Genomic DNA, 15391 nt, shown 5'->3' with positions numbered 1-15391 from the left:
GGCGGTCAGCCGTGCGCGAGGATCTTCGCGGCCGCGTCGAGGCCGTCCGGAGTGCCGACGACCACGAGCAGGTCACCCTCGGTGAAGGTGAAGTCGGGCCCCGGCGACGGGTGCAGCTGACCGGCGCGCATCACCGCGACGATCGAGGTCTTGGTGCGGGTGCGCATGGCGGTCTCGCCGAGTGTGCGTCCCGCGTACGGTGATTCGTCGAGGATCGCGAGCTGGCGGGTGGTGATGCCCGGCAGATCGCGATGGTCGTCGTTGAGTTTGGCGACCAGCTGCGGCGCGCCGAGCAGGTTCGCCAGCACCGACGCCTCGTCGGTGGACAGCGGCACCTGGGCCGCGATCGCGTCCGGGTCGTCGTGTTTGGACACGATCAGGTCGATGTCGCCGTCGCGGTGGGCGACCACCCCGACCCGACGACCCGACTTGACCTCGAAATCCTTGCGCACTCCGATTCCCGGTAGCGCTGTGACGTCGACGTTCACACCTTCCACAGTAGTCGCGCCGCCACCGCGAATGTGGCCTACGCCACTGTGCCGCGCCGGGGCGTATCGAAGCGCCCGTCCGGGCCGGGCAGGTACGCGACGGCCTCGAGCACGGCGGCGACGGGCAGCGGCGCGTACAGGTGCGGGAACAGCATCGAGGCCGGATCGGTCGGCACCCCCGGCTCCCAGCGCACCTCGCCGGTGAACCGGGACGGGTCGAGCCAGAGCACCACCAGGTCGGTGCGCCCAGCGAAGAGCCGGTTGGCGGGCAGGTGGACCTGCGCAGGGGTGGACAGATGCACGAACCCGCTCTCCGACAGCGAGGGCGGCCTGCGTTCACCTACCCGACGGGCGTCGGCCCATTCTTGGGAAGAACACAGGTGAACAAGCGTGTGGGTGTCGGACGTCACGGGTAATCTCCGGGTAGACAACAGGATCGGACGTCCAAGACCCTGCCACAGGATCATCGGAACTCCCTCGATACGCGGTCGGCCCGGTACGTAACGAGCAACACCGCAGCGAGCGACATATCGATGAGTGACAGGGAGCGAGTGGGAGGTGGCAGCGACGGCACCGCGAGTGGTCGGCGTGGGCTCGAGAGCATGACCAGCACGTGTTCGCTTTCAGCGAAACCGCAGGTCGTGTTATCGAAAACACAAAGATTCACTTCCGGGAACAAAGCCTGAACCCCGAACGTCTGAGAGAGTAGTCGTACCACTGCTGGGAAGTAGCGGACGCGAGCCACGTGGAGTGACCACGGGGCCCACACCTAGGCGAACGGCCACGCAGCGCCGGGAGCCGGGACGGAGGAGTCATGCCAGGAACCCTGACCAGCACCCCACTGACCGCGGTCGATCGTTGCGATCGTTGCGGGGCGGCTGCCCGAGTGCGTGCCGTTCTTCCCGCGGGTGGCGAGTTGCTCTTCTGCCAGCACCACGCGAATGAACACATGGACCGTTTGCGCGAGCTCGAAGCCGTGATCGACACGGAATCCGCTCCCGCCCTCTGACCACTCCTCGCGTCCGAAACAACAACATCTGACAACAGAACACCCGACAGCGGGCGATCCGGAATCCGGACGCCCGCTGTCGCCGTCTCCGGGTCAGCCCGCCGCGTCGGCGAGGATGCCGTCGACCAGGGTCGCGACGCCGTAGGCGAAGGCGCCGTCGGGATCGGCCGGCGCCTGGTAGTGCTCGCCCACGGTCGCGCCGACCCGGCCCGCCAGCGGGAACTCCGCGGCGGGCATCACCCGTGCCAGCAGGGGTCCGTGCACCTGCCACCAGTCGGCGTCGCTGAGCTGGGCCGTCGCACCCGCCGCCGCGATGGCGAGGCGGGCGTTGCCGGTGGCGAAGTCGGTGAGCACCGCGATCGCGCGATCCATCGCGAGGTCGTCGAGCCCGATGCCCTCGATCGCGGCGAGCTGACCTTCGTAGCGGCGCATCCGGGCGGGCCCGAGCACCTGCCGCCACGGCGAGACCTCGAGCAGCCAGGGGTGCGCGATCAGCTCGGCCCGGATCCGGGCGGCCACCGCGATCATCCGGTCGCGGATCGGCAGGTCGGCCGGGATCGGCGGGTCGTCGGCGGCGACGGCGTCGACCATGAGCACCAGCAGCGCCTCCTTGCTGGGCACATAGGTGTAGAGACTCATGGCGCGCAGCCCGAGGTCGGCGGCGACCGCGCGGATCGTCAGCTTGTCGATCCCGTCGCGATCGGCCAGGGCGATGCCCGCGGCGACCACGGCGTCGACGGTGAGCCCGGGTTTCGGGCCGCGGGCGCCGGGCCTGGCGGGCAGCGCGTGCCGCCACAGCAGCTCGAGGATGCGGGTGGCCTGCGCGGTGGACTCGTCGCCGTCGGTGGGCACGCGCGGTCCTTTCTGGCGGTCGGGAACAAACTCAGTACAGTGTACGTTGTTAGGTCGTTCGCGCTGCCCGATCAGAGGAGACCGCTCTGCCCGCCACCCAGGCCACCTATCTCCCCGACCGTCACCTGTTCGCCCTGTGGACGTGGACCGGTCACGGTGCGGGCCCCGCGCCCACCGACCTCGGCGATCGGGAACACCTCACGCTGGCGCTGCCGGTCGGCGAACGCGGCGCGATCGAACCGACCGAGATCCCGGCCGCCGTGGTGACGCCCGCCGAGCTGGCCGGACTGGCTCCCGACGACCTCGCGCCGTCGACGCTGGCGTGGCGCGCGGTGCTCGCCCAGGACACCGACGTGCGGCCCGACATCCTGCCGATCGCCGCCCACGCCGTCCCCGACGCCGTCGGCACCGCGATCTTCTCGGCGGAGCGAGCCGCGCGGGTGCTCCGGGAGACCGAGCTCGCCGCTACCGAACTCACCGGCCTGCTCGACGCCACGCTGCGCCCGTATCAGGTGCGGGGCGTGAGCTGGTTGCACGAGACCGTCGCGGCGTACGGCGGCGCGGTACTGGCCGACGAGATGGGGCTCGGCAAGACCGTGCAGACCATCGGCTTCCTGCGCGGCCGGTCCGCGGGCCCGCAACTGGTGGTGTGCCCGACCTCGCTGGTCGGCAACTGGGTCCACGAGATCACGCGGTTCGCGCCCGCTCTGACGGCCGTGTCCTGGCGCGGTGGCGCGGTGCCCGCCGCGCCCGGCACGATCGTGGTCACCGGGTATCCGACGCTGCGGCTGCACGGGACCGCCCTGACCGAGACCCGGTGGGCGACCGTGGTGTTCGACGAGGCCCAGGCGCTGAAGAATCCGCGCACGCAGGTGTCGCGGGCCGCCAAGGCCCTGCCCGCCGACGCCAAGCTCGCGCTGACCGGCACGCCGGTGGAGAACCATCTCGACGAACTGTTCGCGCTGCTGCACCTCACCGTGCCGCGACTGTTCGCCCACCGCACCCAGTTCCGGCGCCGGTTCGTCAAACCGATCGAGGAGGGGTCGGCCACGGCGGCGGCCCGGTTGCGGGACGCGGTGGAACCGGTCCTCCTCGGCCGCAAGAAGATCCAGGTCGCGGCCTCGCTGCCGGCGAAGATCCACAGCGATCTGCTGTGCGACCTGACGCCGGAACAGGAACGGGTCTACGACGCGGTGCTCGCCGAGGCACTCGACGAGGGCTTCGGCTCCGGGCTGCAACGCCAGGGGCGCGTGCTCGCGGCGCTGACCGGGCTCAAACAGGTCTGCAACCATCCCGGCCTGGTCTCCGGCGACCTGGACGAACTGGCCGGGCGCTCCGGGAAACTCGACCTCTGCACCGACATCGTGGCGACCAATCTCGACACCGGCGACCCCACGCTGATCTTCACCCAGTACCGCGCGACCGGTGAGCTGCTGGTGCGGCATCTCGCCGAACAGTTCGGCATCACCGCGCCGTTCTTCCACGGCGGGCTCGACGCCGACCAGCGCGCCGGGATCGTCACCGCGTTCCAGTCACCGGACGGCCCACCGGTGCTCGTGCTGAGCCTGCGCGCGGCGGGCACCGGCCTGACGCTCACCCGCGCCGCCGACGTGATCCACTTCGATCGCTGGTGGAATCCGGCCGTCGAAGCGCAGGCCTCCGACCGCGCGCACCGGATCGGGCAGACCCGCACCGTCACGGTCACCACGCTGACCAGCTCGACCACGGTCGAGGAGCACATCGCCGCGATGCACACCCGGAAATCGGCGCTGACCGATCTGTCCGACGCGGCGGGCATCGCCGACCTGGCCCGCCTCGACGACGACGCCCTCGTCGACATCCTGCGCCGGAAGCGAGAGAACTGATGGCCGACAACGAATTCGGTTACACGCCCTGGGGCAAGGACTGGGTCCGGCTGGCCGAGCCGCTGCGCCAGACCAAGCCGGAACCGCTGCTGCCGCGCGCCCGCAGCATCGCCCGCAATCACGGCGTGCGCACCGAGATCGAGGGACGCACGGTCCGCGCGCATCTGCATCGGGGTGGTCAGGCCTCGGTCGCCCATGTCGAGGTGGTGCCGCTGACCCGGGCCGAGGTGACCACGATCGCGCGGGCGATTCCCGATTCCTCGGTGGTCACCGACGAGATGCACCGCGCGCTGCTCGACGCGGGTCACGCGCCCGCGCCGACCCTGGCCAGTACCGACTGCTCGTGTTCGGCGCGCACCGACCGGTGCGTGCACGTGCTCGCGGTGCTGTACACGATCGCCCGGCAGGTCGACGAGAATCCGCGGCTAGCCCTGGAACTCCAGGGCTATTTCGACGCGACCACCGACACCGCGGCGCCCGTCCAGGAACAGCGCTGGACCAGCATCAACGCACTCGATCCCGCGCGCTTCTTCGCGGTCTGACGCGCCGGGGCACCGCCGCCGCGCGGTGCCCCGGCGACTCAGGCGTTGGTGCCGCCGTCGATGGTGATGACCGCGCCGGTGATGGTCCGCCCGGCGGGACCGGCGAGGAAGGCGACGAGATCGGCGACGTCCTCGGGCGCGCCGAAGCGCCCCAGCGCGTTGAACTCCCGCTGGACCGGCGCGTGATCGCTGCCCGCCGGGTTCATGTCGGTGTCGGTGGGTCCCGGCTGGACCAGGTTGACGGTGATGCCGCGCGGGCCCAGTTCGCGGGCCAGCGCCTTGGTGTAGCCGTTGAGCGCGGACTTGCTCAGGTTGTAGAGCGCCAGGCCGCCGAAGAGCGCGCGGTCGGTCAGGTTCGAGCCGATGGAGATGATCCGCCCGCCCTCGCCCAGATGGGCCAGGGCGGCCTGACCCGCGACGAACGGGGCGCGCGCGTGGATGTTCAGCGCCCGGTCGATCTCGTCGAGGCCGAATTCCTCGTAGGGCTTGGCCGGGAAGATGCCCGCGTTGTTCACCAGCACGTCCAGCCCGCCCAGGTCCCGGGCGGTCCGGTCGACCGCGGCGGCGATCTGCCCCGCGTCGGCGCTGTCGGCGCGCAGCGGCAGCGCCCGCCTGCCCAGCGCCTCGATGTCGGCGGCGACGGCCTTCGCGGCGATCTCGTCGCGCTGGTAGGTGAACGCCACGTCGGCGCCCGCACCCGCCAGCTTGCGGGCGATGGCGGCGCCGATCCCCCGGCTGCCACCGGTCACCAGGGCCACGGTGCTGCTCGTCATCGGTTCGCTCCTTTGTGTAGTGATCAATACACAAATAGCCAAGCGCACGACGCCGAGCCGCGTCAAGAGTTTCTTATCGATCGATACAGAATTTACGAGCGGGGGCTCGACGAGGTAAGTTTGTCGATCGACACAGAAAGGTTCGCCATGGCAGAACGCGGCCGCCCACGCGGTTTCGATCGCGACGTCGCCCTGCGGCGTGCCATGGAGGTGTTCTGGGAACGCGGCTACGACGGCGCCTCGATGGCCGACCTCACCACCGCCATGGGCATCAACTCCCCCAGCCTCTACGCCGCCTTCGGCGACAAGGAAGCCCTGTTCCGTGCCGCGGTCGAGCTCTACGGCCGGACCGAGGGGTCACGCACGGCACGGGCGCTGCGCGAGGAATCCACCGCCTACGCCGCGATCGAGGCGATGCTGCGCGACAACATCACCACCTACACCGACCCCGGGCTGCCGCACGGCTGCATGGTGGTCCTGGCGGGCGCGACCTACACCACGCGCAACGCCTCGGTCCGCGAGTTCCTCGCCGAGGCCCGCCGGCACACCACCGCCGACATCCACGCTCGGCTCGACCGCGGCGTCGCCGACGGCGATCTGCGGCCCGGCACCGATACCGCCGCGCTGGCGACGCTGTACAGCACCGTCCTGTACGGGCTTTCGATTCAGGCCAGGGACGACGTCGGCCATGCCGAGCTCAGCGCCGCCGTCGACAGCGCGCTGCGCGTGCTCGCGGCGTCGACGACGTAGCGTCCGCGCGCTACTGGCGCCGCAGGGCCGCGATGCGCTCGGTCAGCTGGTCGGCGGTCGCCAGAGCCGTGGGCGGACCGCCGCATTCGCGCCGGAGCTCGCCGTGGATCACGCCGTGCGGCTTGCCGGTGCGATGGTGGTGCATCGCGACCAGGCTGTTGAGTTCACGGCGCAGTTCCCCCAGCTTGTCCGAGGTCGCGACCCGTTCGACGACCGCGGCGGGCGCGGGGACGGCGGCGTCCTGGGCACTGCGGTCGGCGAGCTGACGGGTCTGCCGTTCGCGCAGCAGCGCGCGCATCTGGTCGGCGTCGAGCAGGCCGGGGATACCCAGGTAGTCGGCTTCCTCGTCGCTGCCCGCGATGGTGGCGGTGCCGAAGGAGGAGCCGTCGTAGATCACCTGGTCGAGCTCGGCGTCGGCGGCCAGGGCGACGAAGGACTTCTCCTCCTCGCCCGGCTCGTCCTTGGTCTTGTTCGCGTCGATCAACAGTTCGTCGTCGAGCGCGTTCTTCTCGCGATGCGGCTTGCCGATCACGTGGTCGCGCTGGAGTTCGAGCTGGGCCGCCAGGTCGAGCAGCACCGGCACCGACGGCAGGAAGACGCTGGCGGTCTCCCCCGGCTTGCGGGCACGCACGAACCGGCCGATGGCCTGGGCGAAGTACAGCGGCGTCGACGCGCTGGTCGCGTACACGCCGACGGCCAGGCGCGGCACGTCGACGCCCTCGGACACCATGCGCACCGCGACCATCCACGGCTGGGTGCCCTTGGCGAACTCGTCGATACGGCTCGAGGACTGCGGGTCGTCGGAGAGGACCACCGCCGGCCGCTCCCCCGAGATGTGTTCCAGCAGTTCGGCGTAGTCGCGGGCGCGTTCCTGGTCGGTGGCGATCACCAGGCCGCCCGCGTCGGGGATGCCCGAGGCGCGCAGCTGGCGCAGGCGGGTGTCGGCCGCGCGCAGCACCGCCGAGATCCAGTCGCCCGCCGGGTCCAGCGCGGTGCGCCAGGCGCGCGCGGTCTGTTCGGCGCTGAGCGGCTCGCCGAGGCGGGCGGTGTGCTCCTCGCCCGCGCTGTCGCGCCAGTGCGCGTCACCGGAGTAGGCCAGGAAGACCACCGGGCGCACGACGCCGTCGGCCAGGGCGTCGGCGTAGCCGTAGGAGTGGTCGGCGCGCGAGCGCGGGAAACCGGCCTCGTCGGGTTCGTAGGTGACGAACGGGATCTTGGAATCGTCGCTGCGGAACGGGGTTCCGGTCAGCGCGAGCCTGCGCGTCGCGTCGCCGAAGGCCTCCTCGGTGGCCTCGCCCCAGCTCTTGGCGTCGCCCGCGTGGTGGATCTCGTCGAGGATCACCAGGGTGCGGCGATTCTCGGTGCGCACCCGGTGCCGCGCGGGGTGGGCCGCGATCTGGGCGTAGGTCACCACGACGCCGTGGTAGTCGCCGGAGGTGCCGCCGGTGCTGTTGGAGAAGCGCGAGTCCAGCTGGATGCCGGAGCGGGCGGCCGAGGCGGCCCACTGGTGCTTGAGGTGCTCGGTCGGCGCGACGACGGTCACCTGGTCGACCGTGCGATCGGCCAGCAACTCCGCGGCTACCCGCAGCGCGAAGGTGGTCTTACCCGCGCCGGGGGTCGCGACCGCGAGGAAGTCGCGCGGCTTGGTGGCCAGGTATTTCGTGAGCGCGCGCCGCTGCCAGGCGCGCAGGGAACCCCCCGACGCACCCCCCGCGGCCGCATCGCCCGGTGTACCCGCTTCTCTCGCCGCAGCGACGCCACCCGACCCAGTCACGCAGACGACCCTAGCCGCCCGATGCGGCGTGTCGCCAAACCGACGCGGGGTGGGCGACAGGCATCACAAACGAGCCCGAGGTCACCGGCCATTTACCTGTCACCCGCCGACACGATGCCCGGCCCGCACCACACGGACCACCGTCGTGCGGGATGCTGGAGACACCATGAGCAACGACCAGATCCGGGCAGCCGACGCGGCGCACCCGCCGCAGGCACCCCTGCCCGGCGGTCCGCCCGCGCCGCCCGCGGCCCCGGCCGGGGCCGCCGGGCAACGTCCCCGCGAACACGCCCGGGTGACGCGGTGGCTGCTCATGGCGTGGCGACTGGTGGTCCGGGTGGCCCAGAAGTGCTGGAACAACTCGATCTTCGCCAAATCGGCGGCCGCCGCCTTCTGGCAGACGCTCTCGCTCGCGCCGCTGCTGCTCGGCCTGCTCGGCAGCCTCGGCTACGTGGGCGGGCTCTTCGGCCCCGACACGGTGCAGATCGTGGAATCCAAGATCATCGCGTTCAGCCGGGAGTTCTTCAGCCCGTCGGTCGTCTCCGACCTGATCGAACCCACCGTCGACGACGTGCTCGGCCGCGGGCGCGGCGCGGTGGTGTCGGTGGGCTTCGTGCTGTCGCTGTGGGCCGGGTCCTCGGCGATGGCGACCTTCGTCGACGCGATCGTGGAGGCCCACGATCAGCAGGATGCCCGGCATCCGGTCTGGCAGCGGATCTTCGCGCTGCTGCTCTACGTGCAGTTCCTGGTGGCGGCGGTGCTGATCCTGCCGGTGATCGCGCTCGGGCCCACCCGGATCGGCCGGGTGCTGCCCGAGACCTGGCGCGAACCCGGCCTGCGCCTGATCGACACGTTCTACTACCCGATCGTCGGGTTGCTGCTGATCGTCGGGCTGACCACGCTCTACAAGCTGGCGCTGCACCGATCGCTGCCCTGGCACCGGCTCTTCGGCGGCGCGCTGGTGGCGGGGGTGTTCTTCCTGGCCGCCAGCGACCTGTTGCGCCGGTATCTGGCCTGGATCACCGCCACCGGGGTGAGCTACGGCGCGCTGGCCACGCCGATCGCGTTCCTGCTGTTCACCTATTTCCTCGGCTTCGCGGTGATCCTCGGCGCCGAGTTCAACGCCGCGGTGCAGGAGTTCTGGCCGGCCAGGGCCACCCGGATGGAGCAGGTCAAGGAGTGGCTCAGCAACCAGGTGCGCGGTGACGACGACGAACGCGACGAGGCGGCCGACGCCTCGGCGGAGGCATCGACCGCACCGAACGCGGAGCCGGTTCAGTCGCCCTTGCGCAAGCCGTCGTAGACCTTCTTGCAGTCCGGGCAGACCGGCGAACCGGGCTTGGGCGAACGCGTCACCGGGAAGACCTCGCCGCACAGCGCGACGACCATGGTGCCCATCACGGCACTCTCGGCGATCCGGTCCTTCTTCACGTAGTGGAAGAACTTGGGGACGTCGTCGCCGGTCGTCTCGTCGGTCGTGGTTTCCGGGCGTACCAGAGTGTCTGTACTCACGCCTTCCATGATGCCGCATCCCGGGCGCGTACCGCTGACCAGCCGCGTGTGCGTTCGCCGGCGTCGAGTGGAAGACTCGGGGTATGCAGTCCCACGGCGACACCCCCGGCGCCGACGAGCCGACACCGGCCCCGGAGGTGACGATGCCCGCCGCGCCGAGTTCCTCGCGCGGCTATTTCCCCGGCGCCGACGCCAAGCACCCGGTGCTCATCACCGAAGCCGCGCCGTCGCTGGACGACCAGCATCGCGCCCGCGTCCGCCGCTACACGATCATCATGGCCTTCCGCATCCCCTGCCTGATCCTGGCCGCGATCGCCTACAGCGCGTTCGAGAACCCGCTGATCTCGATCCTGATCATCGTGGCCTCGGTGCCGCTGCCGTGGATCGCCGTGCTCATCGCCAACGACCGGCCGCCGCGCACCAAGGACGAGCCGAGCCGCTGGGACGGCAGGGCCAACCAGATCGCCCTGGACTCACGCCCGCACAAGGCCATCGACGGCTGACGTCCGCGGGCGCCGCACCAGCATCGACATCAGCGCCGCCAGGCCGCACAGCGCGCCGGCGAGATACCAGGCCAGATCGTAGGAACCCTGCAGGTCGCGGATGAGTCCCGCGCCGGTGGCCGCGATCGCCGCGCCGACCTGATGGGCGGCGAACACCCAGCCGAACGCGATCGGCCCGTCGGCGCCGAACAGCTCCCGGCACAGCAGCACGGTCGGCGGGACCGTGGCGATCCAGTCCAGGCCGTAGAAGATCACGAAGACCCACATGCTGGGCTGGGTGTGCGGACCCAGCAGCGAGGGCAGGATCAGCAGCGAGAGCCCGCGCAGCGAGTAGTAGCCGAGCAGCAGGTAGCGCGGATCGACCCGGTCCGAGAGCCAGCCGGAGGCGATCGTGCCCGCCACATCGAAGACCCCGACCAGCGCCAGCAGCCCCGCCGCGGTGGTCGGCGGCATGCCGTGATCGTGGGCCGCGGTCACGAAATGCGTGCCGACCAAGCCGTTGGTCGACGCGCCGCACACCGCGAAACCGCCTGCCAGCAGCCAGAACCCGGGCCTGCGCGCGGCCGAGGCCAAGACCCTCAGCGCCCGGCCCGCGCCGCCGGCGACCGTGACGCGCGTCCCCGCGTCCGAGCCCTCCGGCGCGCCGTAGGCCCGCACGCCGACATCGCTCGGGTAGTCCCGCACGAACAACCACACCAGCGGCACCACCGCCAGCGCGACACCCGCCACGAGCACCGACGGCAGCCGCCAGCCGTGCTCGTGCGCAAGCATCGACACCAGCGGCAGGAACACCAGCTGACCGGTCGCGCCCGCGGCGGTCAGCACGCCGGTGACCAGGCCGCGGCTGCGCAGGAACCAGCGGCCGGTGATGGTGGCGACGAACGGCATCGACATCGACCCCACGCCCACCCCGACCAGCAGGCCCCAGGTCGCCACCAGCTGCCAGGCCTGGGTCATGAACACCGTCAGGCCACTGCCCGCCGCGATCAGCACCAGCGCCGAACACACCACCCGGCGGATGCCGAAGCGGTCCATCAGCGCGGCAGCGAACGGCGAGATCACGCCGTAGAGCAGCATGTTCAGGGAGATGGCGGCCGAGATCGTCGCGTGCGACCAGCCGAACTCGGCGTGCAGCGGGTCGATCAGGACGCTGGGCACCGAGCGGAAGGCGGCGGCGCCGAGCAAGGCGACGAAGCCGACGCCCGCCACGATCCACGCGGGATGCGGGGCGCGACGACGCCGGGTGGTCACCGGCGCGGCGTCGGTCGGCCGATCGATGGCCCCCGCGCCGCCGGGGACGGGCGTGGCGCGGTCGGCCGGGTCGTCGCCGGTGGGCGGCAGGGGCGCGCGGAGATCGGTCACCGGAACAGGGTGCCGGAACTTCGCGGCACGAACGAGTGGCCGCGATGACATCTTTCGTCGACATCCTGCCAACTCGCCGCCCGGCGTTATCGCGGTCGACAGCGCGCCCGTTGCCGCCTACCGTGCGGACAGGACCTCCGCCCCCGCGCCGACGATCGGTCGGCCGCGCCGGGACCCGAGCCACACCGAAACGGAGACAGCATGATTCGCTGGACGTGGGCCTTTCTCGACCGTCCCGCCACCGGTTTCGACGACTGCGTGCGATTCTGGGCGACGATCACCGGCTGCACCGTGTCCGAACCCCGGGGCGCCGACGGCGAATTCGTGACCCTGCTGCCCGCCACCGGTCCCGCCTGGCTGAAGATGCAGCGTGTCGGGGACGACGGCGGCATCCATCTCGACCTCGACGTCGACGACATCCCCGCCGCGGTGGCGAGCGCGACCGACCTCGGCGCCCGGGTCGTCACCGTCGAGCGCGACTACACCGTGCTGGAATCGCCCGCCGGACAGACGTTCTGCTTCACCCCGGTTCGCGAGGCCGCCGCGTCCGCGGACGCGACCCCACCCCCGGTCGTCGTGTCGACCGCGCCCGACGGCACCGTGACCCGCCTCGATCAGATCTGCCTGGACCTGTCCCCCGCCGACATCGCGACCGACACCGCCTTCTGGCAGGCGCTGACCGGCTGGACCCACCGGCCGGGCCGTCGTCCCGAGTTCTCCCGCCTGCGCGGCCCCGATCAGCCGCTGCACTTCCTGCTCCAGCGCCTCGACGAGCCGCGCCCCGCCGCCGCCCACCCGGACCTGGCCTCCTCCGATATCACCGCCACCGCCGCCTGGCACGAATCGCTGGGTGCCACCCGGGTCGCGGACGGCGAACGCTGGATCGTGTTGCGCGACCCGGGTTCCGCGCTCTACTGCGTCACCGGCCGCGACCCGTACACCGGCTGAACCACCCGGCCGGGACCGCCGTCGTCACCGCCCCGGGCTCCTGCCGGACGAACGATCGACGACCGGACACGATGCGCGAGTACCAGAACGAGCCTGGGCGCCGGTGACCTCTACCCCATCGACGGCCAGACAGGGTCCGGGACCGGCCTGGTGGCGGCCACGGCAGACAGCCCCATCGACGCCGGACATGGTCCGGGAGTGGCCGGTGGCGGCGACGGTTGCCAGCCCAGCACCGTCGGCACGGAGGCGGCCCCTCCAGCGGTGGGCGCGTGCAGTGCCGTACGACACGCGCCTGTAACTGGTCGATCCGGGCGCGCGTCGCCCTGGCAGAGTAGGCGGGTGCCTACGAACCCCACCGCCACCGGTTCCCTGCTCACCGCGCTGTGCCCGGACCTGCGCGCGGCGCTGATCCGGGTCGGCTACGACGCCGACACGCTGGTGGACGCGCTCGGCCCCGACGTGCACGCCGCGCTGGGCCGGTCCGAGCCGGTGCCGGTGCGCCGGGCCGCGCGGGCGGCCGGGGAGCTGGGCACGCTGATCCGGCTGCTGCTGCTCGGTGACGCGCTGCCGGAACGCGAGGTCGCCGCCGCGCTGTCGCCGGTGCGGATCGACGACGCCGTCGCGGCGGGGCTGCTGGCCCGGAACGGCGACGACCTCAGGGCCGCACTGGATCTGCGCCCGCTCGACACCGGCGCGGGCACCCGCTGGATCCTGTCCGACCTCGACGATTCGATGCGCAGGCGCACCCTCACCGAGGACCACGTCCTCGGTGTCGGGCACGCGTCGCTGTCGCTGCTGCGCGCCACACCGACCGAACCGGTGGGCACCCTGCTCGACCTGGGCACCGGCTGCGGTGTGCAGGCCGTGCACGCGGCGAGCTACGCGGGCCGGGTCACGGCCACCGACGTCAACGCGCGGGCGCTGTGGCTGGCCCAGGCCACCGCCGCCCTGAACGAACTCGACATCGAACTGCGGGAAGGGTCCTGGTTCGAACCGGTGGCGGGCCGGAAGTTCGATCAGATCGTGGCCAATCCCCCGTTCGTGGTCGGCCCGGCGCGCATCGAGCACACCTATCGCGACTCCGGGCTGGCCCTGGACGGTGCCAGCGAACTGGTGATCGGGCAGGCGCCCGGCCTGCTGGCCCCCGGCGGCACCGCGGCCATGCTCGCCGCCTGGGTGCACGTCGAGGGCCAGGACTGGCGGCAGCGGGTGTCGTCGTGGCTGCCCGCCCACGGCGTCGACGCCTGGGTCGTGCAGCGCGACGTCGCCGATCCGGCGCTCTACGTGGGCACCTGGCTGCGCGACGCGGGCCTGGACCCGCGTGACCCGGCCGCCCAGGCCCGCGCGGAGGCGTGGCTGGCGGCGTTCGAGGCCGCCGACGTGGAGGGCATCGGGTTCGGGTTCGTCTACCTGCACGCCATCGACGGACCGACCGAGCTGATGGCCGAGGACCTCACCCACGGCTTCGATGATCCGCTCGGCGACGAGGCGCCCGCCTACTTCGCGCGCTCGGCGTGGCTGCGCGCGGTGGCCGCCGACGACACCCTCGCCTGGACCTCCCGCTTCGCGCCGAGCCCGGCCACCGCCCTGGAGCGGGTGTATCTGCCCGGTGAGCACGGCTGGGCCGAGCAGGTCGCGCGGCTGCATCGCGGCGACGGCCCGCGCTGGCAGCACGAGGTCGACGAGTCGACGGTGGCCCTGGTCGCGGGAATGCGACCGGATGGTCTGCCGTTGTACGAACTGCTCGAACTGCTGGCCCTCGCCGAGGGCGCCGACGAGGTGACCCCGGAGTTCGCCGCCCAGGCACTCGGCGTCGTGGCCGGTCTGGTGCGCCACGGATTGGTCCGACCCGTGTAAGCCGCCCGGTGGTGGGCCGAGTTCCGGGCACGGTGCTCTTCTCAGGAACTTCTCAGCCGTACCGGTGGGAACCCGCAGCTCAGAGCGGTTTATCACCGGCACGATCGGGAACTTTCTCTAAGTCGGGTCCGTTGATCGGAGTGAGACACCACCGACAGGAGGCAAGTCATGACAAGCCCCGCCACTACTCGTGTGCGCCCCAGCGAGTCCGATATCGACGCCCAGAGCCCGGCCGCCGACCTGGTACGCGTGTACCTGAACGGAATCGGCCGCACGGCACTGCTCACGGCGGCCGACGAGGTCGAGTTGGCCAAGCGTATCGAGGCGGGCCTGTATGCCCAGCACCTGCTCGAGACCGGTAAGCGGTTATCGGCGACCCGCAAGCGTGATCTGGCGATTCTGGTCCGCGAAGGGCAGGCCGCCCGCTCGCATCTGCTCGAGGCCAACCTGCGCCTGGTCGTCTCGCTGGCCAAGCGCTACACCGGCCGCGGCATGCCGCTGCTCGACCTGATCCAGGAGGGCAACCTCGGACTGATCCGCGCGATGGAGAAGTTCGACTACGCCAAGGGCTTCAAGTTCTCCACCTACGCCACCTGGTGGATCCGCCAGGCCATCACCCGCGGTATGGCCGACCAGAGCCGCACCATCCGGCTCCCCGTGCACCTGGTCGAGCAGGTCAACAAGCTCGCCAGGATCAAGCGTGAGCTGCACCAGCAGCTCGGCCGCGAGGCCACCGACGCCGAACTCGCCAACGAGTCGGGCATCCCGGTGGAGAAGATCGCCGACCTGCTCGACCACAGCCGCGACCCGGTCAGCCTGGACATGCCGGTCGGCAACGACGAGGAAGCCCCGCTGGGCGACTTCATCGAGGACTCCGAGGCCACCTCCGCCGAGAGCGCGGTCATCGCCGGCCTGCTGCACCACGACGTGCGCAGCGTCCTGGCCACCCTCGACGAGCGCGAACAGCAGGTCATCCGCCTGCGCTTCGGCCTCGACGACGGTCAGCCCCGCACCCTGGACCAGATCGGCAAGCTGTTCGGTCTGTCCCGCGAGCGGGTCCGCCAGATCGAGCGCGAGGTCATGTCCAAGCTGCGCAAGGGCGAGCGCGCCGACCGGCTGCGCGCCTACGCCAGCTGATCCCGAGAACCCGACGGCC

At 71.4% G+C, this 15391-nt stretch carries 16 protein-coding genes; 9 read left to right on the top strand and 7 right to left on the bottom strand.

The features are described from left to right. Window positions 1-5 precede the first annotated feature (5 nt). Both ACFYWJ_RS15840 and ACFYWJ_RS15835 read right to left on the bottom strand, forming a co-directional pair. Complete coding sequence (locus tag ACFYWJ_RS15840) at window positions 6-488, bottom strand: TrkA C-terminal domain-containing protein (protein WP_355277544.1); 483 nt, start codon at window positions 486-488, stop codon at window positions 6-8. Between the two features lie 38 nt (window positions 489-526). Further along, window positions 527-955, bottom strand: coding sequence for a DUF952 domain-containing protein (locus tag ACFYWJ_RS15835; RefSeq protein WP_387162680.1), 429 nt, complete (start codon window positions 953-955; stop codon window positions 527-529). Window positions 956-1302: 347 nt separating this feature from the next. Between ACFYWJ_RS15835 and ACFYWJ_RS15830 the strand changes: the two genes are divergently transcribed. Beyond that, window positions 1303-1497 (top strand): hypothetical protein, encoded by a 195-nt coding sequence (locus tag ACFYWJ_RS15830; RefSeq protein WP_029903635.1) that lies wholly within the window; start codon window positions 1303-1305, stop codon window positions 1495-1497. 93 nt (window positions 1498-1590) lie between these two features. On the opposite strand, the gene ACFYWJ_RS15825 is transcribed toward ACFYWJ_RS15830, so the two are convergent. Continuing rightward, a complete protein-coding gene (locus tag ACFYWJ_RS15825; RefSeq protein WP_355277548.1) occupies window positions 1591-2349 on the bottom strand; it encodes a TetR/AcrR family transcriptional regulator in 759 nt (252 codons plus the stop codon). A gap of 125 nt (window positions 2350-2474) precedes the next feature. Between ACFYWJ_RS15825 and ACFYWJ_RS15820 the strand changes: the two genes are divergently transcribed. Beyond that, complete coding sequence (locus ACFYWJ_RS15820) at window positions 2475-4214, top strand: DEAD/DEAH box helicase (protein ID WP_355277835.1); 1740 nt, start codon at window positions 2475-2477, stop codon at window positions 4212-4214. After that, window positions 4214-4756 (top strand): hypothetical protein, encoded by a 543-nt coding sequence (locus tag ACFYWJ_RS15815; RefSeq protein WP_355277551.1) that lies wholly within the window; start codon window positions 4214-4216, stop codon window positions 4754-4756. Before ACFYWJ_RS15820 ends, ACFYWJ_RS15815 begins: the two co-directional genes overlap by 1 nt. 38 nt (window positions 4757-4794) lie before the next feature. Here ACFYWJ_RS15815 and ACFYWJ_RS15810 read toward each other — a convergent pair whose 3' ends face one another. Further along, window positions 4795-5529, bottom strand: a complete 735-nt coding sequence (locus ACFYWJ_RS15810; protein ID WP_355277554.1) for an SDR family oxidoreductase — start codon at window positions 5527-5529, stop codon at window positions 4795-4797. A gap of 147 nt (window positions 5530-5676) precedes the next feature. Here ACFYWJ_RS15810 and ACFYWJ_RS15805 point away from each other — a divergent pair, with 147 nt between their 5' ends. Further along, window positions 5677-6279 carry a TetR/AcrR family transcriptional regulator gene (locus ACFYWJ_RS15805; protein ID WP_355277555.1) on the top strand — a complete coding sequence of 201 codons (603 nt, stop codon included), beginning with the start codon at window positions 5677-5679 and terminating at the stop codon, window positions 6277-6279. Between the two features lie 10 nt (window positions 6280-6289). Here the strand turns inward: ACFYWJ_RS15805 and ACFYWJ_RS15800 are convergent, their stop codons facing one another. Continuing rightward, window positions 6290-7969, bottom strand: coding sequence for a DEAD/DEAH box helicase (locus ACFYWJ_RS15800; RefSeq protein WP_355277838.1), 1680 nt, complete (start codon window positions 7967-7969; stop codon window positions 6290-6292). A 397-nt stretch (window positions 7970-8366) separates the two neighbouring features. Here ACFYWJ_RS15800 and ACFYWJ_RS15795 point away from each other — a divergent pair, with 397 nt between their 5' ends. Next, window positions 8367-9356 carry a YihY/virulence factor BrkB family protein gene (locus tag ACFYWJ_RS15795; protein WP_355277841.1) on the top strand — a complete coding sequence of 330 codons (990 nt, stop codon included), beginning with the start codon at window positions 8367-8369 and terminating at the stop codon, window positions 9354-9356. On the opposite strand, the gene ACFYWJ_RS15790 is transcribed toward ACFYWJ_RS15795, so the two are convergent. Further along, the gene (locus tag ACFYWJ_RS15790) at window positions 9329-9565 is read right to left on the bottom strand and encodes a DUF3039 domain-containing protein (RefSeq protein WP_355277558.1); all 237 of its coding nucleotides are present in this window, start codon (window positions 9563-9565) and stop codon (window positions 9329-9331) included. The two genes, ACFYWJ_RS15795 and ACFYWJ_RS15790, sit on opposite strands and share 28 nt — an antisense overlap. Before the next feature lie 143 nt (window positions 9566-9708). Between ACFYWJ_RS15790 and ACFYWJ_RS15785 the strand changes: the two genes are divergently transcribed. Then, entirely contained in the window at window positions 9709-10068 is a 360-nt protein-coding gene (locus ACFYWJ_RS15785) for a DUF3099 domain-containing protein (protein ID WP_355277844.1), read from the top strand. Here ACFYWJ_RS15785 and ACFYWJ_RS15780 read toward each other — a convergent pair. Then, window positions 10039-11430, bottom strand: a complete 1392-nt coding sequence (locus tag ACFYWJ_RS15780; RefSeq protein ID WP_355277560.1) for an MFS transporter — start codon at window positions 11428-11430, stop codon at window positions 10039-10041. The two genes, ACFYWJ_RS15785 and ACFYWJ_RS15780, sit on opposite strands and share 30 nt — an antisense overlap. Before the next feature lie 201 nt (window positions 11431-11631). On the opposite strand from ACFYWJ_RS15780, the gene ACFYWJ_RS15775 reads away from it, so the two are divergent. The 3 genes from ACFYWJ_RS15775 (at window position 11632) to ACFYWJ_RS15765 (ending at window position 15372) form a co-directional block, all read left to right on the top strand. Continuing rightward, window positions 11632-12378 carry a VOC family protein gene (locus ACFYWJ_RS15775; protein ID WP_355277562.1) on the top strand — a complete coding sequence of 249 codons (747 nt, stop codon included), beginning with the start codon at window positions 11632-11634 and terminating at the stop codon, window positions 12376-12378. Window positions 12379-12717: 339 nt separating this feature from the next. Further along, window positions 12718-14235 carry a methyltransferase gene (locus tag ACFYWJ_RS15770; RefSeq protein WP_355277564.1) on the top strand — a complete coding sequence of 506 codons (1518 nt, stop codon included), beginning with the start codon at window positions 12718-12720 and terminating at the stop codon, window positions 14233-14235. Between the two features lie 168 nt (window positions 14236-14403). After that, window positions 14404-15372 (top strand): sigma-70 family RNA polymerase sigma factor, encoded by a 969-nt coding sequence (locus tag ACFYWJ_RS15765; protein ID WP_022566390.1) that lies wholly within the window; start codon window positions 14404-14406, stop codon window positions 15370-15372. The last annotated feature ends 19 nt before the right edge of the window (window positions 15373-15391 follow it).

It is taken from the genome of Nocardia sp. NPDC003269, from assembly GCF_042888005.1.
Lineage (GTDB): Bacteria > Actinomycetota > Actinomycetes > Mycobacteriales > Mycobacteriaceae > Nocardia.
The sequence above is the reverse complement of the archived record's forward strand: the minus strand, read 5'-3'. Positions and strand labels throughout refer to the sequence as shown.